The sequence below is a fragment of the Amycolatopsis tolypomycina genome (genome assembly GCF_900105945.1).
GTDB classification, from domain to species: domain Bacteria; phylum Actinomycetota; class Actinomycetes; order Mycobacteriales; family Pseudonocardiaceae; genus Amycolatopsis; species Amycolatopsis tolypomycina.
The window spans coordinates 5,382,154-5,406,181 of record NZ_FNSO01000004.1 but is presented as its reverse complement, the minus strand read 5'-3'; the positions used below and the strand labels follow the sequence as shown (position 1 = coordinate 5,406,181).

Genomic DNA, 24,028 nt, shown 5'->3' with positions numbered 1-24,028 from the left:
GGTGGCGACGTCGCCGAGTCGACTCTGGCGCGGTTGTGGGACAAGGCCCGCAAGGCTGCGCTGACGCCTGTATAACGCCCTTCACGAGGGGGCGCGGCTGTGCCGGAGTCCTTTTCGTCGCCCCAGTAGGTCGGGAGTCCGCAGGTCGGCCCGAACCCGAAATCACCCGTTCGGGCTGTCACGTCTGGTGCATTTCACGCGACTCACGCGACTCACGCGATAAGAGGCGGAAGCGTCGGATGGGCGGGTCGTGCGCGGCAGTGAGATCTCCGGGAATCAGTGTGACGTGCGCAGCCGGCTGTGTCACGAATCCGGACATCCGGCTGCCCAAGATGTCTTTGGCGATTATCTGACCTCGCCGCAGGCATGTTCGACGAATTCGACAACTCTCGGTGCTTTGATCATCCACCTGATCGGACCATTGGTGTACAAGTAACGTTATTGTAACATGATTGGTGGAGAGGTAACTTTGAGGGGGAGATGAAAAGCGGATGGTTGTCACAATAGTTGACGTTGCCAGAGATGCCGGAGTGGCCCCGAGTACGGTCTCGTACGCCTTGAGTGGAAAGCGGAAGATATCCACCAATACCATGCTTCGGATTAGGAAGAGCATTCGCAAACTGGGATATGATCCGCGGGAATCCGCGCGAGAACGGCACTTGACCAGGTCGGGTACGCTGGGTCTCTTTGCGCCATTGCGAGATGCTGTTGATCGTGCTGTCATAATGCGCTTTATTTCCGAGATCAACGCTGCCGCCAGGCTGCGCGGTTACAACGTTTTGTTGTTCACCGACCCTGATGCCGAGCGGGACATCGAACACGCTCTCGAGCGCGGACTTGTCGACGCTTCCATCGTGATGGACGTCGAGACGCGCGAATCGCGAGCCGAATCTCTGCATTCGGCGGGTCATCCGGCGGTGCTCATCGGCCTTCCCGAACGAGTCGCCGGCTTGCACTGCGTGGATATGAATTTCTTCCTGGCCGGCGACCTGGCTGTGGACTACCTCGCAAAAGTCGGCCACCAGCGGATCGGCCTGGTCGGCTCGCCTGAGCTCGTGTACCAGCGCGGGACCAGTTATGCGAGGCGGTTGATCGAGGGGTTCCAGCGGGGGGCTCGTGCGAGGCGTTTGCAATATTGCTGGACGCCCTGCGGCCCGTCCGGTGACCGGGCGGCGCAGTCGCTTGATGCCCTCTTTCGCCGGCTTCCCATGCTGAGCGGTCTCGTTGTCCACAACGAAGCCGCGTTGTCCGTGTTGTTGCTGGAGCTCAAACGTCGTGGACTGCGCAATCCTCAGGATATCTGCGTGGTTTCCGTGGGTGCCGATTATCATCTCACGGCCGAGTCGGCGGTGTCGGCCAGTGTGACGATCCCCGTTCGCGAAATCAGCGATGTCGCGGTCGAGACGGTGGTGGCGCAGCTATCGAGTCACTTGGAACCGGAGGTTCGGCTGCTTTCGCCGCGCCTGGTGAGCCGTGACGCGGTATCGGCAGTCAGTGCACGTCCGAGGTGAGGAGATGCGAAAGATCCGTGACGACGATATCGGCTCCTCTTTCGAGCAGTGTGGGTGCGTGGTCCATCCGGTCCACCCCGACGACGTAGCCGAAATTGCCGGCTCGGCCGGCCTCCACGCCCGCGGGTGCGTCCTCGAATACAGCAGTCTCGCGCGGTTCGGCGTTCAGCCATCGCGCCCCGATCAGGAACGTGTCCGGGAACGGCTTCCCCCGCAGGCCCTCACTGGCTGCGGTCCTGGCATCGACGCGGACCTCGAACAGCCCGTCGATCCCGGCGCCGGCGAGCATCCTCGCGGAGTTTGCGCTGGACGTCACGAGGCCGGTTTTCAGGCCGCTGTCCATGACTGCCCGCAGGTACTCGAGTGACCCCGGGTAGGCGGCGACCCCCCGTTCGCTGATCAACCGGTCGGACAACTGGTGCTTGCGGTTGCCGAGTCCGTGCAGGGTCGGTGCGCCTGCCGGGTCCGTGGGCCGTCCGTCGGGCAGGGTGATGTCCCTCGACGCCAGGAAGGACCGGGCGCCGTCGACTCGGCGCTTGCCGTCCAGGTAGCTGCGGTAGTCGGTGTCGGCGTCGTACGGCGCCACAGCCCGGCGGCCGTCCTGCTCGCTCCACCACGCCAGGAATTCGCCGAGCGCCTGGCCCCAGGCTGCGTTGTGCAGATGGGTCGAGCGGATGATGACACCGTCCAGGTCGAACAGGCAGGTCGTGATGTGCCCCGGCAATCCCAGCATGGTCATTCCCTCCCGGTTGCCGCGGCCGTGGCCCGGTCCGCGTGGCGACGGCGGTAGTGCCGGCGTACCGCGTCGATGGTGATGCCGGCCTGCGCGTCGCTCAGAGAGGTCGTACACGGCAGAGACACGATCCGGCCGGCTTGGTCCTCGGTGCGGTGCAGCTGCTCGGGCACGACGACGTGGTCGCGGAAGGCCGGCTGCCGGTGCGCGGGCACCGGGTAGTGCACGCGAGCGTCGACCCCGCTGTCCGTCATCGACCGGAGCAGCTCCGGGCGATCGTCGACCCGGACGACGAAGTGGTGGAAAGCGCTGACATGGCCGACGGCGTCCGGTGGCAGGGTGATCGGGAGGTCCCGGAACGCATCGATGTAGGCACGCGCGATCGACCGGCGTCGCGCATTGGCAGCGTCGAGTGTCCGCAACCGGACGCGCAGCACGGCGGCGAGGACGCTGTCCAGCCGGGCGTTGTCGCCGAGAACGGTCGCGAAACCGCGTTCCGCCATGCCGTGGTTGCGCAGTGCCCGCAACCGCCGGGCCGCCTCTTCGTCACGGGCCAGCACGATGCCCGCGTCCCCCGGTGCCGGAAGGTTCTTCAACGGATGCAAGGAAAAGCACCCGAAGTCTCCTTGCGTTCCGACGTGCCGCCCGTGCAGGTACGCGCCGTGTGCCTGGGAGGCGTCCTCGATGAGGACAAGACCGTGCTCCCCGGCGAGGGCGGCCAGCTCGTCGAGGCGGGCGGGGTAGCCTCGCAGATCGACGGCCAGCACCGCTCTGGTGCGGCCGGTTATGGCCCGGCGTACCGCGTCGACGTCGATATTCTCGTCCTCGCCCACGTCGACGAGGACGGGCCGGGCGCCGGCGAGCAGGATCGACGACACGGTGGCGAGGAAGGAATTCGCCACGGTGATCACCTCGGTGCCGGGGCCGGCGCCGGCGGCGCGAAGGGCGAGCACCAGCGCGGCTGTGCCGGAGGAGACGCCGACGGCGTGGTTCGCGCCGCAGTATCCGGCGAATTCACGCTCGAATTCGTCGACTTCGGTACCCAGAATGTAGTCACCCCGTTTCAGGACCCCCTCGATCGCGGCCATGATCTCGGCCCGGAGCGCGGGGTCGTGGACGGCGAGGTCGACGAAAGGGACTTTCATGGCACTCCTGTCGCAGGTCGGTCAGGAAAGGGAACCGAGCAGCCGCTGGACGCGCCGGACGTTGTAGTACCGGTCGTCGTCGAGCGGGTCCGGGACGAGATCACGGGAGAAGGCGTCGCACAGGCCGTCCACTCCGGCTTCCATCGCCCGAGCCGGCCGGAAACCGAGAATCCGGCGTACGGCGGTGCTGTCGATCGCGTACGAGCGCTGGTCGTCCGAAGCCACCGTGGACACGGTGGCGCGGCTGTGTGCGGTGCCCAGCCTGCTGTTCACCGCGTCCACGACCCGGCTCGCGATCTGCTGGACGGTGGAGTTTTCGTTCCCCGCGTTGAAGACGGCACAGTGTTGCGCTTGCCAGGAATTCCGCAGAAGCGCGAGGATCAGCCGGCACAGGTCGGCGACGTGCAGGGTCGGACGCAGTTGTGCCCCACCGAAGACGGTGACCGCTCCGCGGTGCACCGCGTGGTTCGCGAACAGGTTCACCGTCAGATCCAGCCTGAGGCGCGGCGAATAGCCGTAGAGCGCGGCAGGCCGGATGATGACGGGCCGGAAGTCCGGGCCGGCCGCGGCGCGAAGCAGCTCTTCGGTCCGCAATTTCGTTTCGCCGTAGACGGTGATCGGCGCGGTCGGCGACTCTTCGTCCACGGGCCGGTCTTCGGCTCTTCCGTAGACGCTCGCCGAGGACGTGTAGACGAACAGCCGCACCCCGGATCGTCGTGCGGCGTCGATGATCGTGCTCGATCCGCCGACGTTGATGTCCCACGACAGCGCCCGGTCGAGCGCGCAACTCGGATCGTTGGCGATACCGGCGAGGTGGATGGCGACGTCCGAACCCGACAGCCAGCGGCTCACGGCGGTGTCGTCCCGGATGTCCCCTCGGTGGATTTCCAGCATCGGGTGCGCGGGCAGGGTCTGCTCGCCGAAGAGGAAGAGGTCGAGGACACGGACCCGGTGTCCCCCGGCGAGCAGCAGTGGCACCAGGACACTGCCCACGTAGCCGCCGCCTCCGCTGACCGAAACCGTCGTCATGCTCGCCCTCCCTGCGGTGACCACTGCTGTTGCAGGTGGGTGGACGAGCGCACGAGCGGGTCGCCGGAAAAGCGGACCGCACCGCCATAAGCGGCGATGACCGCCCGTTCGGCGACGAAACGGGGATCGTCGAAGTGTGTGTCCCGGTACTCCGCGCCGCGTATGTAGATGTCGGGTTCGAGCAGCCGCAGCAGTTCGACAGCGGTGGGAACACGGCTGGGGACGACGTGGTCGACACATTCGAGCTCGGCGATGAATTCCATCCGTTCGGCCAGGGAGAACAGGGGACGGTCCGGTCCCTTGGAACTGACGAACTCATCGGCGCTGACGGCCACGACGAGGATGCCGGCCATGGCCTTCGCTTCCTTGAAGTGCCGGAGGTGGCCGAGGTGGACCAGGTCGAAGCAGCCTTGGCTCAGCGCGACGAGGCCGCCAGACGCACGCGCGCTCGCGAGTCCGGTGACGAGCTCGGCGCCTTCCTGGATCTTGCCGGATCGGCTGGGTGCGGCCCACTTGCTGGCCTGCCGGCCCACGGTGGCGGCGTTCATACCGGATCTCCTTGGATGAGTAAGGCCCGGCCGGGCAGCGAGGCGCAGGTGGCCGCGGCGATTTCGCGTTGCAGTCCGGTGAGGGCATCGCGGCCGGGTGGCGGGACGGAGGCGAGCACCGCGATCTCCGGGTCGGCCGCGACGGCTTGGTAACTGTGGTGGTTCCACGAACTGCCGCGATGGGTTTCCACCCACGTGCCGGTCGTGCGACGCAACTGCCGCGCGAGCGGTGCGAGGAACCGTTCCGGGGAGCGTTCGTAGCCCACGAGGTGGACCGCACGGGGACGGCGAGCGCACCGCAGCTCGCGGAGGAGCTCGGTCGCCGGGAAGCCCGGAGGGACAAGGAACGGCCGGGGCCGGACCTGCCCGACCAAGCGCTTGTATTGCAGCACGGCGTGGTGTTCGGCGAAGGCCGCGCCGAAGAGCACGCCCAGGCACGCCACGAGCGCGGAAGCTGCGTAAAGCCGGCTCATCAGCCCCGCAGGAGGAGGCAGCGCGCTCCCCGGCGGGTCCGTTGCGGCCAGGGGAAAACGGTGGTCTCCGGTGAGGTCGATGCGCAGCCCGGCCGCGGTGCGTTTGCCGCCGAGGGCCTGGCGGAACGCCTGGAGCGTGTACAGCTCGAGACCGCCGCTTCGGCCGGCCCGTGGGCTCGGCAGCGTTGGCGGGTCGCCCGCCTGCGCGGCAACGCGGCACGCGGTGGTGGCCGCCCAACCGCCGATTTCGGTGGCGATTCCGGCGAAACGCCGGTAGGCGTGCTCCGTCGCGTCGGCGAAGGCCGCCATCGCCGTCACCAGGAAGGGACTCGACGTGGGTGCGCCGAACATCGCGGGCGGAGGCGTCCCGGGTTCGATGGCGATCTTCTCCCCGGTGATCCACACCGGGTCCAGTCCCCACCGGTCGCGGGCGGCATCGGCGAGGTGGGCGGTTTCCAGGGTGCGGCCCGATTCGGAAACCGCGATGACGGCTGCGCCCGCGCCCCCGGTGCCCGCTCCGAAGGTGGCCGGATCGAGCCGGTCCAGGACCTGCACGGGGCGCCGGGTCGTCGCCGATTCCGCTGCGGCCCGTGCGCTGAAGGCCCAGCCTCCGGTGCCGAGGACGGACAGGGCAGTCGCCCGGGTCACGGCCTCGTAGTCCTGCAGCACCCGTCGCACGGACGTCCAGGGCGGGGGGTGAACCCAGCCGAGGCGTGGCACGCCGTCGAGCGTGGCGAGCGCCGCGACGTCGCCGGCCAGTCCGCGGGTTCCGCCGCCGGCCGCGGCGGTGATCGCCGGCCACAGCAGACCGGGGCGGGGAAGCGCGGTCATCGCGAACCCTCCGCCGGGCAGCCACGCACGACCACGTCATCCAGGGAGAAGTCGACGACGACCTTGAGTGCGGGCTCCCCGCACACGGTTCCGGCGCCGGCGAGCTCGGCGAGGACCTCGGGGACCGCCGCCAGCGAGATGACGTGACTGATCAGGGTGCCCGGCCGGGTCTCCTCGCCGGGCCACGCGGCAAGGAGCTCGCGCGCCGCGGTGAAGTGCGTCCGAAGCCCGCCGCGGCTTCCGGTGAGGACGGCAGGCCTGCCCGCCGAGCCGGTCACGGCGAGGTGTCCGGCTCGCGACCTGAGATCACCGAGCGGAACAGCCTGGCGGCCGATGGTGAGCGTGCTGACGCCGGTGAACCCGCCGAACAGGTGCACCACAGCCCCATCGGCCAGCAGGGGCCGGATGAGGGCGGTCATTTCCGGCCCGGCGCGACCGCCGACCGCGATGATCGCCGTGTCGATGCCTTCCCCGCCGGTGACGGCCAGTACCTCGGCGGCAAGCCCGGGGCCGGGCGTGACGGCCTGTCCCGGGGCGCAGACTCCGAGTGTCACGGCTCGCCGGCGGGAGGCGGCGGACCGGGTCAGCAAGTGCACCGACTGCGCGCCGCGTCGGCGGGCGAGCATGACGTGCAGCAGGCCGGCGGTACCCGCGCCCACCACGAGCACCCGCCGGGGCGGCCGCAGCGACGCGGTGAGATCCTGCGCGCGGACCACGGCGGCCAACGGCTCCAGCAGGACGCTCTCCGGGCTTGCCTTGCCGTCCAGGCCGATGACCTGGCCCCGGTGGAGCAGGCCCGCGTCGAACCGCAGCACGTCGGCGAGCACGCCGGGCCGGTTGTGCCCGAGCTTGTCTTCGTCATCGAGGGGGTTGTTCGGGTTGAGCACGACGTGGTCGCCCTCGTCGACGCCGCTGACCCCCATTCCGGTTTCGACCACCTCGCCGACACACTCGTGGCCCGGAATACCCGGCTCACCGCTCCGGTCGCCGCGCAAGATCTGAAGGTCCGTCCCGCAGACCCCGGCGAAGAGCGGGCGCAGCAGGAAATGGCCGGCTCCGCAGGCTGCCCGGGGGCGGAGCCGGTGGACGACCTTGGCCTCCCCGACGGGCTTGACGATCGTCCGCACCTGCTCCCGGTACTGGTGCAGGTAGGCGGCCATGCCGGCGAGGGACGACAGGCCGGCGTCCGGCGGCTGGTGCACCAGCTTCGTCCAGTCTCCCGGCGCCCAGTTGCGGAACCACCCCGCGGCGATCGCCTGCTCTTCGACGTTGCTGCCGAGTGCGGTGAACCACGGCGTGCCGACCGCGTGGGCGAATCCCCCGACCACGACCGTGCGATGCAGCCCGAGGTCGGCACTGAGCTGCAGCAGGCGGGTCGCCAGTGGCCGGGTGCTGTGGCCCAGCGCCGCCAGGGTGAAGGGATCGCGGACGCCGGCCGCCTCGGCCAGCGCCGCGGTGCCGATCCGCTCGGGGACACCGCTCACCAGGTCCGACAGTGCCGACGCGGCGAAGGCGGCGGGTTGCCGCCGTGCCATGGCCGTGGTGAGCCGAACGGCGCCGGGGCCGCTGGCGTAGGAGCACAGGTCCGCGACCGCGCCGCACTCGCACCACGGGAGTTCCCGTCGTTCGAGTTCGGCCCGTGCCTGCCGGTCGCCCGCGGCCGCGGCCGCGCCCAGACCCGCGGGCAGGTCGCCCGGCAGGTTGGGCTCGACCAAGGTGTGGCCGGATTCCCCGCCCAGCCCGTCCTCGTCGGCGAGCACCCGCTGCCCGACGGGGAGGCGGCCGTCGAAGACTTTGAAGGCGACCCCGGTGCTGACGGTGACCAGCGCGAACCGGGTGAGGTGGCGGTAGTGCCACGCGGCGGCGGCGACGTCGTTGAGGACCAGCACCCTCGCCCACGGGAGGCGGGAGCGCACGGCTGCCACGACGTCGAAGCCCACGCTGGGGGTCAGCCACAGCACGCTCGCGTCGAGAACCTCGCCGCGATGGGTAACGGCCGCGCCGAACGCGATTCCGACATCGTCGACGCTGTCGCCGTTCTCGCCGCGGAGATCGACGGCGGCCGAGGCGATCCGGTCGAACAGCTCCGCCCGCAAGCTGTCGACGCCGGCCTGGCGGTTGCGCGGGGAAGGAGTCGCGAAACGGCGGATCGGCCCGGCCAGAGCACCGTTGCGGTGCATCGCGAGGAGAGTGGTCGTCCCGCCGACGTCGACGACGATTCCGCGTTCGCTCATGAGGTCACTCCGGAAAGCCGCCGGCAGGCCCGCTTCAGCATCGACGAGGTCAGTTCCTCGATCGTGTGAATGAATCCGCCGGAGCCGATCGCCGTGGGGATGACGAGGTGCGGTGCGCCGCCCTTGTGCGCGCTGATGTCTTCGCGGAGCCAGCGCCACAGCCGGCCGGGCGTGCACAAGGGGTCGATGACGGGCAGCCCGGCGCCGGTGAGCAAGGCCAGGAACCGCTGGTACTCCGGCTCGGCGAGCCGACCGCTCTCGACCGCCAGCGCCCCGGCCAGCGCCATTCCGACGGCGACGGCTTCACCGTGCCGCAACCGGTAGCCGGAGGCGACTTCGAGCAGGTGGCCGAATTCGTGCCCGAAGTCGGGCAGGCGGCACACCTCTTCCTCGAACGGGTTGGCCGCCAGCTCCCGTTGCATGGCCACGATCGCCTGCCGGACGATCTGCGCTGTCGAGGCCGTCACCGGGCCGTCCAGCAGGGTTCCGTGGTGGGTTTCCAGCATCGAGAACAGGGCCGGGTCGGTCACGGCGGCGATCTTGATCGCCTCGCTCAGCCCGCACCGCAGCTCCTGGCGGGGCAAGGTGCGGAGGAAGGCGAGATCGCACAGGCAGGCCACCGGGGGGTGGTAGCCACCGAGCAGGTTCTTGCGGCCCGCGGCGTCGACGCCGACCTTGAGGCCGATCCCCGCGTCGATCATTCCCACCAGCGTGGTCGGGATCCGCAGGTAAGGAGTGCTACCTCCACGCAACAGCGCGACCGTTCCGACGAGGTCCAGCACGGCGCCGCCACCGACACCGATCACGAGGTCGGCGGGCCCCAGGCTCATCCGGTCGGCTTCGGCGAGAAGGCGTTCGGCCAGTTCGCGCCGTTTTGTCGAAGGAGAGCTGGTGAGGGGAATCGTGCGCACGCGAGAAATGACACCCCGTGCGCGCTGGTCGGCCAAAAAGGCTTCGACGTCGGCGAGAACCCCCGGGGAGAAGGCGTCGACGACCGCCAGCACCTGACCGTGGACCGGCAGCCACGAGGACAGTCCCGCATCCGGCCGCGAGAAGACACCGTCGAGGAATTCGACGTGGGAGATGAGCCGTCGGCTGGTCGTCCCCGCGGTGGCGGCGAGCGGGGACAGCGCGTCCGGACCACCGAGAACGCGATCGGCGTCGATCAGGATCGACACTTCCTTCCGCCGCACTGACATGCCTTGGCCGAGGGTGAGGCGTTCCACGGACCGCACAGCCGACGCGGCCGCGGTCAGGTCTCCGACGATCTGGACCGCGCGCGTGTGCCGGCGCAGCAGGGCCGCCGCGGCGAGACCGGCCTGGCCGGCGACGTCGTGACCGACGACGACGAACGCGTCCTTCCGGCCGAGGCCCGCGGCGACGGCTGCGGTGGCAAGGTGCTCCACCTGGGCCAACGTCGGTCGTGGACCGGGAAAGTCGACCGGCAGTACCCGATAGCCGGCCAGCCGGTCACCCGCGCAGAGCTCATCGAGGTAGCGCCGCAAAGGGGTGATGTCCGCACGCTCACCGGCGAGGACGACAACCTTCCGCGCAGGGCCGAGCCGGTCGGCGAGGCAGGGGTTGGCGGGATCGAACAGTCCGGACACGGCCGACACCTCGACGTGCGCAACCGCCCGGACGGTGAGCGGCGATATCGGAGGAGGGGCTGGAGCTGAAGCAATGCTACAGGCAGGAGGCGTGACCAAGGCGTTTCTCCCCAGGAAGGGCCGGCGCAGGTGGTGCTCGCGCCCAATCTAGCGACTTCGATGCGTTCGATTGCGATTCGATTCGAATCGACAGAACGGGTAATCGAAGAGCCGGAACGGGTGGACGCTCGATCACAGCTTGTGCCAGTCTTCATCGGCATCCAGCTTCCGAACCGGCGTGTTCGGGACCTTTCCGGGAAGCGAAGGTGACTGTATGCCGTACCAGCAACCACTGGTGCCGCCGGTGATTCACGTCGCGGATCCGGTCGATCTGCCGCTCCGGGCGGTCGGCGAAAACGGGTTGTGCCAGGTAATCGCGGCGAAGGTGCTGCGGCGCCGCCGGGACGGATTCGAGCTGACGGTTTCGGCTTCGACCGGCGGGACCTTGTTCGCCGAGGTCGTGGCGGCCGGTGACGGTGTCATCCGGGTGCGCTTGGCTCCCGGACAGGACACCCGCGGCCGGTCGGCGCCGGTCGCCACGCTGGTACGGCCGGGAACTTGTGACGAGGCCCTGATCGAAGAATTCGACGGCGGGCTGAGGCTGTCGGCGGGCGAACTGGTCGCGGAGATCGTGCTCGACCCATGGCAGCTGCGTTTCTTCGACTCGACGGGGCGGTTGCTGACCGAGCAGAACGGTGTCGAGACCGACATCAGCGAACGTCTGCGGATCCTGCCTTTCGGCCGGTCTGCCGTCGCCGGTGAGATCGTCGCCTACCACGAGACCTTCTCCGCGCAGCCGGACGAGCACTTCTTCGGGCTCGGCGAGAAGTTCACCGAGTTCGACAAGCGTGGGCAGCGAATCATCAGCTGGAACTACGACGCGTTCAGTGCGGAGTCCGAACGAGCGTACAAGAACGTGCCGTTCTATCTTTCCACCCGTGGTTATGGAGTGCTGGTGGACAGCGGAATGGCGACCGAGTTCGACCTCTGTCATTCCACTCACTCGTGCGTGCAGATCACCGTCCCGGACGACCAGCTCGACTACTACCTGATCGCCGGTGAAGACCCGGGGCGGATCATCGACCGGTATCACGCGCTGACCGGACGGCCCGAGGTCCCGCCGAAGTGGGCACTGGGCACCTGGATCTCCACGGGCTACGCGGCCAAGGAGACCCACTCCGGTGGCCTGGTGGATTCGCAGGAACAGGTGATCCAGGTCGCGCGCCGGATACGGGAGCGAGGCATTCCCTGCGACGTCATCCACGTGGACACCCAGTGGCAGCGCTACGACCACTGGTCGGACTTCCAGTGGGACACCGGCCGCTTCCCTGATCCGGACGCCATGCTCAAAGAGCTGGCCGAGCTGGATTTCCAGGTGTGCCTGTGGATCAACCCCTACATCAGCCACCTGAGTCCCGTCTTCCGCGAGGCCGACGCCTTGGGCATCCTGATGCGGCACGAAGACGGGTCGACCTTCGTCGCCGACTCGTGGCACGGGGCGCAGCCGGCCTGCGGGATCATCGACCTCACCAATCCGGCCGCGGTCGGCTGGTTCCAGGGCATCCTGCGAGCGTTGCTCCGTCAGGGCGTGAGCTCGTTCAAGACCGACTTCGGCGAAGGAGTCCCGGTCGACGCACATGCTGCCAACGGCATGTCCGGCAAGGAACTGCACAACGTGTATTCCCTGATCTTCAACGACGTCGTGGCCGAGGTCACCCAGGAGGTCCACGGCCACCGGGTGGTGTGGGCGCGCTCGTCCTTCACCGGCGGGCAGCGGCATTGCGGGCAGTGGAGCGGGGACACCAACGCCACGTTCAGCTCCATGGCAAGCACACTTCGGGGTGGCCTGTCCTACGCGCTCAGCGGCGTGCCGTTCTGGACGCACGACGCCGGCGGGTTCACCGGCACCCCGTCGGCCGAGTTGTACGTGCGTTCGGCGCAGTTCGCCGCGCTCAGCCCGTTGACGCGGTTCCACGGAACGTCGAGCAGGCTTCCGTGGGATTTCGGTCCCGTCGCGGAACAGGCGGTCAAGGAGGCGCTCGAACTCCGCTACCGCCTCATGCCCTACCTGTACTCGGCGGCCGTGGAGGCGGGACGATCCGGGCAGCCGATGATGCGGCCGCTGTTGATGGCCGCCTTCGGCGAACCCGCAGCCTGGGCGGCGGACCTGGAATACCTGCTCGGGCCCGACCTGCTGGTCGCTCCGGTGGTCAGTGCCGTGGACCCGGCGCGCCACGTCTACCTGCCGCCCGGCCGGTGGGCCGACTTCTGGACCGGTGCGGTGCACGACGGCGGGCGGCACGTCGAGGTGGCCAAACCGCTGGCGCAGATCCCGTTGTTCGTACGGCTGGCGTCGGTGATCCCGATGGCGGAAGGCGGCCTCACGGGCCCGGCCTTCGTCCAGTGGGGAGACGGCGTGGCAAGCACCCGGCTCCGGGACGAGCACGGGGAGACCACGGTGGAGGTCCAGCGTCGCGACGGCACGGTGGTCGTCCGCTCCGACGGCCCGGTGCGCGTCGATCGCCTCGCGTTCCCGCTCGTGGCGGGCGCGGCCGAGCCCACGGACGTGGTCGTCGACGGCGAACGGTTCTCCGTCACGGCCGTGGCCGGGACCGCGACCGCGGTCCGGGAGGCGCGGTGACCGCCGGTACCGCGGTGCGTCCGGCGACCGGCCGTCGGCTCGTCGTCGTGAGCGGGGCGTGGGGAGCCTTCTGGGGTACGTGGTCGGCCTTGCTGCCCGCCGTGGCCGAAACGGACAGCGCCACGCCCGCCATGCTGGGCGTCGTCCTCACCGCGGTGCCCCTCGGCGCCATCCCCGCCATGGCCCTGATCGGCAGGCTCGCTGTGGGCCGCGAGTACCGGGCGTTGTTCTGCAGCGTGGCCGCGATGGCCGTCGCCGTCCTGGCGCTGGGTTCGGTGACCGGCCTGACCGCCCTCGCCGGCACGCTGTTCGCGGTCGGGGCGACCAGTGGTGCGGTGGATGTCTGCCTCAACGCGGCGACCGCCCGGCACGAGCGGGAAACGTCGGCACCGCACTTCCAGATCGTGCACGCCGCGTTCCCCGTCGCCGTCATCGCCGCCGCCCCCATCACGGGTCTCGCCCGGCAGCTCGGCGCCGGAACGCACGTCGTCCTGGTGGTCTGTGCGGTCCTGCTCTTCCTGGTGGGGCTGCCGTTGCTGCGGACCGGGCGCCGTCCGGTGACGGCCGGCGACGGCCGGCCGGCGGCGGGCGGTGCGCGGCGACGGACGCTGTGGTTGCTGGGCGCCGGGCTCGGTGCGTTGGGCGGATGTGTGCTGGTGGTGGAAAACGCGGTGGAGCAGTGGTCGGTCCTGGTGCTGGAGGACCTCCGCGGGGCGGCGCCGGCCCTGGCGAGCACAGCGCCGGCGGTGTACATGGCGGCGATGACCGCGTCCCGTGTCGCTGTCCGCAAAATGCCGGGGCTGCGTCTTCGCCGGCTGATCGTGATCGCCGCGATCGGAGGCGCCGCCGGGATCGTCGCCGGGTCGCTTTCCCCGTCCGTGCCGGTGTCGCTGGCCGGATTCGCCATCGCCGGGCTGGCGTTCGGGCCGGTCGTGCCCGTGCTGCTGAGCCACGCGGGGACGCGAGACTCGACCGGGTACCTGGTCTCGATCGCTTCTGCGGTCTCCTACACCGCGTTTCTCGTGAGCCCGGTGTTCGTCGGGACGCTCACCCGGTGGGTGTCCCTGCCCGTCGCCATGGCCAGTCTGGCGGTCATGGCGGTTCCCCTGCTGGTGGGCGCTTTCGCCCACGGCGATCGAGCCGAGGACCGGGCCCCCGCCGAGCGACCGGAGTCGATGCCCCGATGACCTTGCCGACCGGCAGCACGGTGCTGCGCAGGCATTTCGAGCACGACCGGCTGACCCGGGTGTGGGTGGGCCGGACCGTGAGTGACGACGAGCGCGGGCTCGCGCTGTGGGTTCCGGACGGCAGCCCGAGCCGTGACGTGATCGCGGCGGACGGCCGGGCCTTTTCCGAGGTCCCGTTCGCCGAGTGGGAAACCACCCCGAAATCCTTCGACGAAAGCCCTTGGAGGGGTGATGCTCTGATGTTCCACCCCGTGGGCACCGGCTTCTCCGTCTGGTGGTTCTTCGGGGCCGGCCACGAGTTCCGCAACTGGTACGTCAACCTCGAACGACCGTCCGAAAGGTGGTCGGACGACGGATTGGCCGGGATCGACACCACGGATCACGACCTCGACATCGTCGTCACTCCCGACCGCCGGTGGGAGTGGAAGGACGAGGATCTGTTCACCGAATTCCTGCGTTACGACCATTACTGGGTCGAGGACGCGGACGCGGTCCGGGCCGCCGGAGAGGCCGCCCTCGAGCTCGTCCGGCACGGCCGGTTCCCCTTCGACGGAACCTGGTGTGACTTCCGCCCCGCGGCCGGCTGGGAGCCACCGGAGTCGCTGCCCGATGGCTGGGACCGTCCCCGGTCCTTCTGACGTGTTCAACCGGGAACGCGGTTTCGGTCGAACATTCATGACCGGACCACGATTCGAGCGTGGGGGGGGAGTAGTGCCCATGACAGGAGGCACCGATGATCTCGCGCGAGTGCCGGTGGAAAGCGTTCCGATCGACTCCCTTGTCCGGGCCGACTCACCGAGGCTGGACGGCGAGAACGACGAGCACATTCGGTTGCTGGCCGAGTCCGGTGTCGCCTTTCCTCCGATTCTCGTGCAGAAGTCGACATCGAGGGTCATCGATGGCATGCATCGGCTGCGCGCCGCCGAACTTCGCCGCGAAGATCGTATCGACGTGCAGTATTACGAAGGCGATGACGACTCTTCGTTCATCCTGGGTGTTCGTGCGAACATCACGCACGGGCTGCCGCTTTCGCTGGCCGACCGCGCCGCCGCCGCGACCCGGATCTGCGCCGTCCGGCCCTATTTGTCGGACCGTACGATCGCTTCGGCCACGGGCCTGTCGACCAAGACGATACGAAGCATCCGCGCGCAGTCGAGTGGCGAAAACTCCGGGACGGCGGCAAGAGTCGGCCGGGACGGCCGGGTCCGGCCGCTCAGCACGGAGCCGGGTCGCAGACTGGCTGCGCAGCTGATGGCGGAAAACCCGGACGCCTCCCTGCGGGCAATCTCCCGAGCCGCCGGAATAGCGGTGGCGACGGCACGGGACGTGCGTGAGCGGGTTCGTGCCGGCCTGAGCCCGGTCCCCGAGAACCAGCGTCGCGCCGACCGGGGCCCGAACCGGAACGTCGTGCCACGGGCGGGCGAAGCGGGGAACGGGAATTCGCCGGAAACAGGGGAACTCACGATTCTGCGGACGCTCGCGAGAGACCCGTCGCTCAGGTTCAGCGAAAGAGGCCGTGCGTTGTTGCGGTGGCTGGTCGCACATACCGCGGATGTGCGAGGCTGGAAGAGGTTCGTGAACGACATCCCCCCGCACTGCGAAGACGTACTGGCCAGAATTTCCCGGATGAACGCGGCGGCGTGGCACGAGCTCGCCGGCCGGCTCGAGCGGCAACGGGAAGAGAGTGCTGATCCGGAAGCCGGACGTGAGCGATGAAACCCGAAACGGCGGTTCGAGGAGAGGGCGGATTCATGGTGGACGACGGCTTCGTGCCGGTGATCGATCTGCGCGGGAGCCGTTCCGGGAGCGCCGGGCAGAGAAGGGCTCTGGCGCATCGGATCGGGCGCGTGTGCGAAACGAGCGGGTTCTTCGTCGTGACCGGCCACGGGGTGCCGGACGCTGCTGTCGCCGAGCTGATGGCCGGGGTCAGCAGCTTCTTCGCGCTGCCGGTAGCGGTGAAGCACGAGCTGCTCAGCCATCCGCGGGACCCGCTGATGCGTGGCTACGGCAGGGCGGGCAGCCTCGCCGCGTCGAACGGGGTCACGAAGCGGGCGGGGGTCCTTCCCGATCTGTCCCAGACCTATACGGTCAACCGGCTCGGAGAGCCCGAGGGGGCGGCCTTACTGCCTCCGGGGACTTCGCCGCTGGTCGGGCTGCCGAACCGGTGGCCGGACATCCGGGGATTTTCCGCTGCCTTCCGGGGCTACTATGCGGAAATGGAGCGGCTGGCCGCCGACCTCATGCGGCTGTTCGCCATCGCGCTCGATCTGGAAGAACACTGGTTCGACGACAAGACGGACAAGCACATGTCCAACCTGGTTGCGAACTACTATCCACCCCAGCTGGTTCCGCCGGTGCCGGGGCAAACGCGGAAGGGCGAGCACAGCGACTGGGGAAGCCTGACGATTCTGCACCGGGACGAAGCCGCCGGCGGACTGCAGGTTCTCGGTCGCGGGAAGAAGTGGCTGGATGTGCCGTCGGTGGCCGGTGGGCTGGTGATCAACATCGGCGACCTGATGGAGACCTGGACGAACGGCAAGTGGGTCAGCACGGTGCATCGCGTCGTCAACCCGCCTCGCGACAAAGCGTTGACGGAACGCTATTCGATCGCGTTCTTCCACCAGCCGAACTTCGATGCTCTGATCGAATGCATTCCGACCTGCACGGACGGGGCGAACCCGCCTCGGTACCCGGCCGTCCGGTCCGGTCCGTATCTGATGAGAAAGACGCTCATGTCGTTTGACCTGGAATAACCGTAGCGGCTGGGTGATCAACGCCGGTCGATCGTGCTAGCTTGTCCGAAAGGGTTCGGCGGCGGCTCGATATGGGGTAGCGTGACGAAGAATCAGGCGGTCCTGCTGGTTTCGCTCGGCATCGACAACTTCGGTTCGGGGCTTTTCCTCCCATTGGCGTTGGTGTACGCGACCCGCGTCGTCGGCCTGCCGGTCGGTGTCGCCGGAACGATCATCGCCGTCGGCACGGCGGCAGGACTCCTGGCACCGCCGGTGGTCGGGCGGCTCGCCGACCGGTTCGGTCCCCGTGCACTGGTCATCACCGCCCAGTTCCTGCAGGCGGCCGGAGCCGCGGCCTACCTGGCCGCGGACAGCGGCGCGCTCGTGTTCGCGGCCGCGGTTCTGCTCGCGGCCGGTCAGCAGACGTTCTACAGCTCGCTGTTCGGCCTGGTCGCCGATGTGGCCGGTCCGGGAGCCAAGGACCGCCCGTTTGCGGTCGTGGGGATGGTGCGCAGCGCCTGTTTCGGGCTGGGCGGCCTGGTCGTGGGCGGCATCCTGACCGGTGCGGGCCCGGCCGGGTACCGCATCGCGGTGGCTTCCGACGCCGTGAGCTTCATCGTCGCCGCCGTGCTGCTGACGTTGTTCCTCAAGGTGCCGCACGTCCATCACGAAGCCGGCGTCGCCGACGGGAAGGTGCTGCGTGACCGGCCGTACCTGGCCCTGATCGTGGTGAGTGTCCTGTTCGTCGTCCCGGTGGACTTCTTCCTGGTCGGCGTGCCGGTTTACGTTCTCGAAGTCCTCCGCGGTCCCACGTGGCTGCCCGGGGCCGTCCTCGCGCTGCTGTCGGTTGTCACCAGCATCGGCGGGACCTTCGCGCTGCGAGCCACTCGCCGCCTCACCCGGATGACAGCCATGGTGTACGGAACCGGTCTCTACGCCGCCTGGGCGGTGCTCTCGGTTGGCGCGGTGCTGGTTCCGTCCAACTGGCAGCCCGTGTACCTGCTCGCGGTCACCCTGGTCATCGGGGCCGCGAGCCTGGTGCTGGGGCCGCGAGCCAACGCCCTCGCCGAAGCCGCCGCGCCCCGAGCTGCCCGAGGCCGTTATCTGGCGGCCTACCAATACGCCTCGACGGCGGCCGGGGTCCTCGCGCCGTTGGTGGTCGCGCTGTTCTCGACGACGTCGTGGCTGCCCTGGTTCATCGTCGCCGCTGGTGCCGTGGTGGCCATGGTGGGCCTCTGCTTCCTCAGGTCCCGGCTGCCGCAGCACGCGGTGACCGGCCGCGAACTCGACGCGGCTGCCGCGTAGCACCCCGCCGGCCGCCCCTGCGAACCCGGCCGCCGAGCCGATGTGCCGTCCTCTGCGGAAACGTTGAACGGTGGCCCGGACGCAGTCGTGTCACCTACGATGATCTCGTAGCACGAGAGACCGCGGACAGGAACTCTTGCCGCGACCGTGCGCTTTGTCTTTCCCGCATTCCCTATCGAAGGTGTGCCGAAATGGTCGACGGGCAGACAAACAATCTCATGTTCAATGGCGAAAAGGCCGCCGGTGCGGTCGGCGATGTCGCCGGATCTCCCGAGGTCGTCTTGAGAAGCGACTTCTCCGTGGATCTGGTGACCTGTTCCGCAACGGACATGGATGTCGTCCGGGCGGCTCGCGTGTCGACCGTCGGGTCCGATTCGTTGCTGGAAGAAAAAGGAAAGGACTACTGCACCGGCCTGATCAACTACATGATCAGGAACAGGCACGGAAGTCCGTTCGAGCACAACCTCTTGACCTTTTACGTCGAGGCGCCGATCTTTACGGTGCGCCACCTGATGCGTCATCGCATGTGGTCGTTCAACGAAGAGAGCGCGAGATATCGGCAGCTGTACCCCGTGTTCTACCTGCCGGACTCCGAGCGGGCGCTGCGTCAGGAGGGCAAGCCGGGCGAGTACCGGTACCTGGCCGGCACGAGTGAGGATCACCGGCTGGTCCGCCGGCAGGTGGTACCCGCCTACCGGACGGCGTGGTCGGCGTACACGGCCATGCTGGGCGCGGGCGTGTCCAGGGAGATAGCGAGGACGGTCCTGCCGTCGGGGATATATACATCGCTGTACGCCACGTGCAACGCTCGCGCTCTCATGCATTTCCTGAGCCTTCGCACACGATCGGAGGAAGCGAAGTTCCCGTCGTATCCGCAATATGAGATCGACCGGGTTGCCCGGCAGATGGAGCAGGCGTGGTCGGCGCGCATGCCCATCACGCACCTGGCTTTCGACCTGCACGGCCGAGTGGCGCCTTGAAACGTTCGACCCTGAATAGGTGGCGATCATGAACGGAGAACTCACGGCAACGTCCGGCAGCCGGCCGGTCCTGAAGAATGTTCCGTCATTTTCGGAGCTCGGGACGACGCCCCCGGTGTCGGTAAGTTCCTTCGAACTGCTCACGAGTGCGCAATGTGAAGAGATCGCGTCGAGGTACCACCGGTCCGGGCTGGCGATCGTGCAGGCCGCAGCCGGGGTCAGCAGTGAGAAGTCCCTTCTCGTGCTGGCCGGGAAGCTCGGTTTGGGCGACCCCTTCGTGCCGCCGGTGTATGCCGGCAGTGCCAGCATCGGGCAGGTCGGCCTGAGCCGGATGTCCGTGTCGGCGGGGCCAGGCGGGGAGAGCCCACATCCGTCTTTTCAGACGACGAACAAGCAGGACACCCACACGGACGGCACCTTGCAGCGGATCGGCGAGGTCAAGACCTCGGCCCTGCTGTGCCTCGGTGCGGCGGCATCCGGGGGCGAAACCTTCTTCTTCAACTCGGCGGGGGCCTACGCGAAGCTGGCAGGCGAAGACCCCGCCGCGGCCCGGGCGTTGCTGATGCCGGACGTCCTGGTTCGGTCCGCGAACATGCCGGGAATCGACGCAAGTGTCTCCGGGCCGGCGTTCTCCATCCTCGACGAGGGACTGGTCACGCGGTTTTCCCTGTCGAGCACGGACACCTGGCACGTAAGCGACGACGCCACGGGTACCGACCTTCTGCGCGGGATCAGGTTCTTGCTCGATCTCAGGCTGCAGGAATCGGAGTGCTACTGGGAGACAGTGCTCGAGCCGGGGCAGGCAGTCATTTTCGCCAACGACCGGATAAGTCACGGCCGGAAATCGTACGAGAACACTCCCGGCAGCCCACGGGAGATCCTTCGAGGGCTGTTCACGAAACGACCGGAACCGGGAGGTGCGAGGTGACGCCGGCGGCCGGGACCGTGGCTCTGGTCACGGGGGCGAGTAGTGGAATCGGTGCGGCGACAGCCGGAGCGTTGGCGAAGAGGGGGGCCCTGGTGGTGGCCGCGGCGCGCCGTCGGGCACGCACGGAAACGATCTGCCGGGAGATCGTGGCGGCAGGAGGCCGGGCCGAGGCGGTGGAAGCCGACATCGCCGTCCGCGAACAGGCCGCTCGGCTCGTGTCCGACGTGGTCGCGCGCCACGGCAGGCTGGATATCCTCGTCAACAACGCCGGTGTCATGTTCCTTGACCAGGCCGAAGACGCCGTGACCGCCGAGTGGGACCGGATGGTGGCGGTCAACTTGTCTGGGGTTTTCCACGTCACACAGGCCGCTCTTCCCCACCTGCTGAAGGCCGCGGCCGGCGCCGAGCGTGGTGTGGCCGACATCGTGAACATAGGGTCGACAGCCGGCCGGACCCCTTTCGCGGGCGGCAGCGTGTACAGTTCGACGAAATCGGCGCTGGCGGCGTTCAGCGATGCCTTGCGCGCGGAGATCACGGATCGGCATGTGCGGGTAACCGTCGTCGTGCCCGGGTCGGTCGAAACCGAGCTGAAGAACTCGATGCGGCCGGAAACCATGGCGCGGTTTCCACCACCGCCCGATGGAGACATTCTCTCCGCAATCGACGTCGCCGAGGCGATCGTATACGCGGTCGACAGGCCACGGCACGTGTCGGTGGACGAAATTGTCATCAGGCCGACCAAAGGCTTTTGACCACTGCGGAGAGCCGCGTTTCGCGAAAGTAGGGAGTCTCCAGGTGTCTACCAACGTCCTCCCGGAAATTCCGGAGGGTTTTGCCAGCCCGTTCTTCTACGGATCCATCACCGCTATGACCATCGCCTACGCGGCCGACGTCGCGCAGGTTGAAGCAGAGCTGCCCGGTGACGCGCTCGTGCCGGCCGAATTTGACGGACAGGCGTGCGTGACCGTGGGCTACCAATCCTATCTGGCGATGTTCTCGGATGCCTCCGTGGTCGTCACCGAGATCGATCTCGGTGTTCTGGCGATCCCGGCGGTGAAGAGGCGCGAGGTGCCGCGCGTCGCTTTCGCCGATTACGCAAGAGGAGCGGAGCAGACGAAGCTTTTCGGCACTTTTCCGCTGCAGGTGGCCTGCGACAACGAACTGGCGATCTCGGCAGGCAAGCGGCTGTTCGGCGAACCGAAGTTTCATACTTCCATGCAGGCTTCCGTGCCGTCGATGAACAATCCCGAGGTCGGCACCTGGCAGTTGCGGTGTATGCACCCGGCTGACGGGGCCGCGGAGCGGGAATGCATCTTTTCGGTCGCGTTCGATCCATCCGTGGCTGCCGCGGTCAAGAGCAGTATCTCGCCGATGACCACCTATGGGATCGCCGATGGTTCGCTGATCGCGAGCAGGTGGGCGATATTCCAGGAAAGTGCCTTCTTCGACCTGCGGCGATGCGCGGACGCCGATCGCGCCCAGGTGCGCTACGGCTCGGCGGGGCACTCGATGGGCGAATCAATGGAGAAGTTGATCGGCGACCGTCCGGCGTCCGGTGTCTGGATTCACCAGTCGCCTCCGGCCGCTGCCCGGTATCGCCCCTACCTCATCGTCTGAAGCCCAAACGGAAGCGGGGAAGCCAGATGCGTCGTGCCTTGATCTACGCGACCTTTGACGGAGTTTGCACGAACTACCACGGGATCGGGACGCAGACACAGTCTTTCATGAGATACGTCGCCGCCGACTCGACCCAGGTGCACAAGCATGTCGAAGACCTGTTTCTCGCCTACCCGGAACCGCGCCCCGGAGTGATCGGCTACCAGGTCGATCACGAGCTCCTCGAGGTGAGCGAAGAACTGTGCAGGCAAGGCGGGGTGGTCGGCTGGCCATTGACGTTCGGGGCCGGAATCCTGTGGCGCAACGCGACTTGGCGCGAACTCTGCGACAGCCTCGCGACGCGCATCGCGGACGTTTTGCCGCGTTACGACCAGATCGTCGTGATCGCGGTCGACGCGATCTTCACCCTGCTCACGGAGTACCTGGACGCGAAGGTCGGGCGCGCGGGCTGGGGGCAGGTGCGCGTCGTGCATGCGCTGTACAGTTCCGGGCGCATCAAGGGCATGGCGCCGGTGGACGGAGTCGACGAGCTCCGGAAACGTATCGAGTCGGAGCAGTGTTGCATCGACCGTGCGAATTCCGATTCGAGAGTCGATCTGGCCGACGTCGACGAGTTCTTCACTGCTCACCTGCGGGACAGTTATGGCCTGCGAAAGCGTGGGCTCCGCTTTCGCCAATCGCTGTCACTGACGAGTCCCGATTTTGCGGAACTGGACGAGGGTCAGGCTGAAGAAGAGCTTCGAGATCATGCGTTACCCGGTGATCTGCCCATCGTGCTCTTCGCCGGCCGGACGGACCCGGTGAAGGGACTCGACCTGCTGGTCGAGGCGGCACGAAGCATAACGGTGCCCTTTCGGCTCGTCGCGATCGCGGTGCCCTACCGAGCGGGAGACCCGAACCTGATCAACATCGAACGCATGCTCGCCGATGTCGACTACCCCTACGTCCTGGTTCCTCACCACGATCGTCTGTTGCTGCGGGCGTTGGCCTCGACGGAGTCGTGCAAGGTGGTTGCGTGTCCGTCCCGGGGTGAACCGATCGGAACGCTGCCCCAGGAAGTGGCCTTGTGGGCGAAAAGGGGCGGACCGGTCGTTGTCGCTTCGGACTGTGACGGGTACGCCCAGCAGATCACGCACGGCGAGAACGGCTTGTTGTTCACACCGTCGGATGTGGGATCGATGGCGGAAGAAATCACCAGGGCCTTGACCATGTCTTCGGCAGATAACGCCGAAATGCGTTCGCGGGCTTACCTGCGGGTAATGCGAGAACGTGATTTTGGGCGCAACTTCGCCGAACTGCTGGTCGATCTGGAATGGGACTGAGCCCGTTCCGGCTGCGGGAGTCTCCGGCACGGTGATCCTCCACTGGGAAAAGGTTGTGATGAGATGCCGGTTGAATTCGTTGGTGTTGTCGAGTCCGGAAAGATCGTCGATGAGCGGCTCTACGAGCCCGGTGTGCGTGCTGTCCGCCAATTTGATCCCGATCGGACGGGCAGGTCGGCGAAGATTCTCGAGGAGGCCGGGTTCGACTACGGGTTGACGGTTTATGAGTCCAGTTCGCCGGATGCCTGGTTGGTCGCCATGGAGGCGTTGCGGGCAACGGAGCGATTGAAAGTTCTGGTCGCTCACCGCCCTGGCTTCGTCGCGCCGACGGTGGCGGCGCGGAAACTGGCGACGTTGGACCAGTACTCCGGTGGCCGGGCCTGCCTGCACGTCGTCAATGGGTCTTCCAATATCGGGCAGGAGCGGGATGGCGATTTTTTGCAGAAGGACGATCGGTATCGCCGCGGAATGGAATACCTGAAGGTCTTCAAAAAAGAATTGTCTGAAGAGAAGCCGTTCGACTTTACGGGTGAATTCTACCGGGTCCACGACGCGTTCAGTGATATCAGGCCGGTTCAAAAGCCGTACCCGATGATTTCTTCCGGTGGTTCGTCCGACGCGGCGGTCGAGCTGGCCGGAACTCATGCCGATCTGTATTTCATGTGGGCCGAGCCTCTGGCTGAGGCAGCGCGGCATTTCGCCCGGGTTTCCGAGGTTGCGGGAAGGCAGGGGAGGTCGGTGCAGCTCGGTATCGACGTGCAGCTCGTCCTGGGTGACACTGACGAAGAAGCCTGGGAGAAAGCGATGCGAATCCGGGCCGACGCCGAGCAGGATGAGCATGTCAAAGCCAGGGCTGGAACATCTCCGGAGAACGTCGGATCACAGCGTATTCTGGAATTGTCGTCCGCGCGCGAACGTTTCGACAACGCGCTGTACCTGGGGATCGCGAAAGCGACGGGATCACCGTACTCCCATCCGGCGTTGGTGGGCAGCCTGGACGCGGTGTCCGACGCGCTGGTCGAATATTACAAGATCGGCGCCCGGAAGTTCATCCTGTGGAGTTATCTGGCCACTTTCGAGGAGTTGGGCCGCACCGTTATCGCGGAAGTCCGGCGCAAGGTGACGGAACTGGACGTGTGAGGCCGAATAAATCGGTGATGAGAAGG

Annotated in this window: 20 protein-coding genes and 1 pseudogene; 14 read left to right on the top strand and 7 right to left on the bottom strand. The window is 67.6% G+C overall.

What is annotated here, in order from left to right; all coding sequences use genetic code 11:
- Positions 1–491 precede the first annotated feature (491 nt).
- Both BLW76_RS50830 and BLW76_RS34255 read left to right on the top strand, forming a co-directional pair.
- Positions 492–623: pseudogene (locus BLW76_RS50830) on the top strand (LacI family DNA-binding transcriptional regulator); the annotation flags it as partial.
- 36 nt (positions 624–659) lie between these two features.
- Positions 660–1,511 (top strand): LacI family DNA-binding transcriptional regulator, encoded by an 852-nt coding sequence (locus BLW76_RS34255; RefSeq protein WP_244170450.1) that lies wholly within the window; start codon positions 660–662, stop codon positions 1,509–1,511.
- Here the strand turns inward: BLW76_RS34255 and BLW76_RS34250 are convergent.
- Genes BLW76_RS34250 through BLW76_RS34225 form a run of 7 tightly spaced genes read right to left on the bottom strand, consistent with a single transcriptional unit; the run spans position 1,492 to position 10,111 of the window.
- On the bottom strand, positions 1,492–2,250 hold the full coding sequence (locus BLW76_RS34250; RefSeq protein ID WP_341866525.1) for an HAD family hydrolase: 759 nt from the start codon (positions 2,248–2,250) through the stop codon (positions 1,492–1,494). The genes BLW76_RS34255 and BLW76_RS34250 overlap by 20 nt on opposite strands.
- Positions 2,247–3,389 carry a DegT/DnrJ/EryC1/StrS family aminotransferase gene (locus BLW76_RS34245; protein ID WP_091315344.1) on the bottom strand — a complete coding sequence of 381 codons (1,143 nt, stop codon included), beginning with the start codon at positions 3,387–3,389 and terminating at the stop codon, positions 2,247–2,249. The genes BLW76_RS34250 and BLW76_RS34245 overlap by 4 nt, the downstream gene beginning before the upstream one ends.
- A gap of 21 nt (positions 3,390–3,410) precedes the next feature.
- A complete protein-coding gene (locus BLW76_RS34240; RefSeq protein WP_167384829.1) occupies positions 3,411–4,418 on the bottom strand; it encodes an NAD-dependent epimerase/dehydratase family protein in 1,008 nt (335 codons plus the stop codon).
- Positions 4,415–4,966 (bottom strand): adenylyltransferase/cytidyltransferase family protein, encoded by a 552-nt coding sequence (locus tag BLW76_RS48935; RefSeq protein ID WP_167384828.1) that lies wholly within the window; start codon positions 4,964–4,966, stop codon positions 4,415–4,417. Before BLW76_RS48935 ends, BLW76_RS34240 begins: the two co-directional genes overlap by 4 nt.
- Positions 4,963–6,270 (bottom strand): hypothetical protein, encoded by a 1,308-nt coding sequence (locus BLW76_RS34235; protein ID WP_167384827.1) that lies wholly within the window; start codon positions 6,268–6,270, stop codon positions 4,963–4,965. Before BLW76_RS34235 ends, BLW76_RS48935 begins: the two co-directional genes overlap by 4 nt.
- Complete coding sequence (locus tag BLW76_RS34230) at positions 6,267–8,504, bottom strand: ROK family protein (protein WP_091315340.1); 2,238 nt, start codon at positions 8,502–8,504, stop codon at positions 6,267–6,269. The genes BLW76_RS34235 and BLW76_RS34230 overlap by 4 nt, the downstream gene beginning before the upstream one ends.
- Positions 8,501–10,111, bottom strand: a complete 1,611-nt coding sequence (locus tag BLW76_RS34225; RefSeq protein WP_091315337.1) for a 3-dehydroquinate synthase family protein — start codon at positions 10,109–10,111, stop codon at positions 8,501–8,503. Before BLW76_RS34225 ends, BLW76_RS34230 begins: the two co-directional genes overlap by 4 nt.
- 313 nt (positions 10,112–10,424) lie before the next feature.
- Here BLW76_RS34225 and BLW76_RS34220 point away from each other — a divergent pair, with 313 nt between their 5' ends.
- The 12 genes from BLW76_RS34220 (at position 10,425) to BLW76_RS34170 (ending at position 24,002) form a co-directional block, all read left to right on the top strand.
- Entirely contained in the window at positions 10,425–12,791 is a 2,367-nt protein-coding gene (locus BLW76_RS34220; RefSeq protein ID WP_091315334.1) for a TIM-barrel domain-containing protein, read from the top strand.
- Positions 12,788–13,978, top strand: a complete 1,191-nt coding sequence (locus BLW76_RS34215; protein WP_091315331.1) for an MFS transporter — start codon at positions 12,788–12,790, stop codon at positions 13,976–13,978. The genes BLW76_RS34220 and BLW76_RS34215 overlap by 4 nt, the downstream gene beginning before the upstream one ends.
- Positions 13,975–14,616, top strand: a complete 642-nt coding sequence (locus tag BLW76_RS34210; protein ID WP_091315328.1) for a ribonuclease FAU-1 family protein — start codon at positions 13,975–13,977, stop codon at positions 14,614–14,616. The genes BLW76_RS34215 and BLW76_RS34210 overlap by 4 nt, the downstream gene beginning before the upstream one ends.
- Positions 14,617–14,695: 79 nt before the next feature.
- Positions 14,696–15,694, top strand: coding sequence for a ParB/RepB/Spo0J family partition protein (locus BLW76_RS34205; protein WP_091315325.1), 999 nt, complete (start codon positions 14,696–14,698; stop codon positions 15,692–15,694).
- Between the two features lie 35 nt (positions 15,695–15,729).
- Positions 15,730–16,731, top strand: coding sequence for an isopenicillin N synthase family dioxygenase (locus BLW76_RS34200; RefSeq protein ID WP_091315322.1), 1,002 nt, complete (start codon positions 15,730–15,732; stop codon positions 16,729–16,731).
- Between the two features lie 81 nt (positions 16,732–16,812).
- A complete protein-coding gene (locus tag BLW76_RS34195) occupies positions 16,813–18,015 on the top strand; it encodes an MFS transporter (protein ID WP_091315319.1) in 1,203 nt (400 codons plus the stop codon).
- Positions 18,016–18,206: 191 nt separating this feature from the next.
- Complete coding sequence (gene thyX / locus BLW76_RS34190; protein ID WP_208613448.1) at positions 18,207–18,995, top strand: FAD-dependent thymidylate synthase; 789 nt, start codon at positions 18,207–18,209, stop codon at positions 18,993–18,995.
- Between the two features lie 28 nt (positions 18,996–19,023).
- Positions 19,024–19,923, top strand: coding sequence for a TauD/TfdA family dioxygenase (locus BLW76_RS34185; RefSeq protein WP_244170703.1), 900 nt, complete (start codon positions 19,024–19,026; stop codon positions 19,921–19,923).
- A complete protein-coding gene (locus tag BLW76_RS34180; RefSeq protein ID WP_091315312.1) occupies positions 19,920–20,675 on the top strand; it encodes an SDR family oxidoreductase in 756 nt (251 codons plus the stop codon). The genes BLW76_RS34185 and BLW76_RS34180 overlap by 4 nt, the downstream gene beginning before the upstream one ends.
- Positions 20,676–20,718: 43 nt before the next feature.
- A complete protein-coding gene (locus tag BLW76_RS48930; RefSeq protein WP_167384826.1) occupies positions 20,719–21,540 on the top strand; it encodes a hypothetical protein in 822 nt (273 codons plus the stop codon).
- A gap of 107 nt (positions 21,541–21,647) precedes the next feature.
- Positions 21,648–22,862, top strand: coding sequence for a glycosyltransferase family 4 protein (locus BLW76_RS34175; RefSeq protein WP_167384825.1), 1,215 nt, complete (start codon positions 21,648–21,650; stop codon positions 22,860–22,862).
- 63 nt (positions 22,863–22,925) lie between these two features.
- A complete protein-coding gene (locus tag BLW76_RS34170; protein ID WP_091315306.1) occupies positions 22,926–24,002 on the top strand; it encodes an LLM class flavin-dependent oxidoreductase in 1,077 nt (358 codons plus the stop codon).
- Positions 24,003–24,028 lie beyond the last annotated feature (26 nt).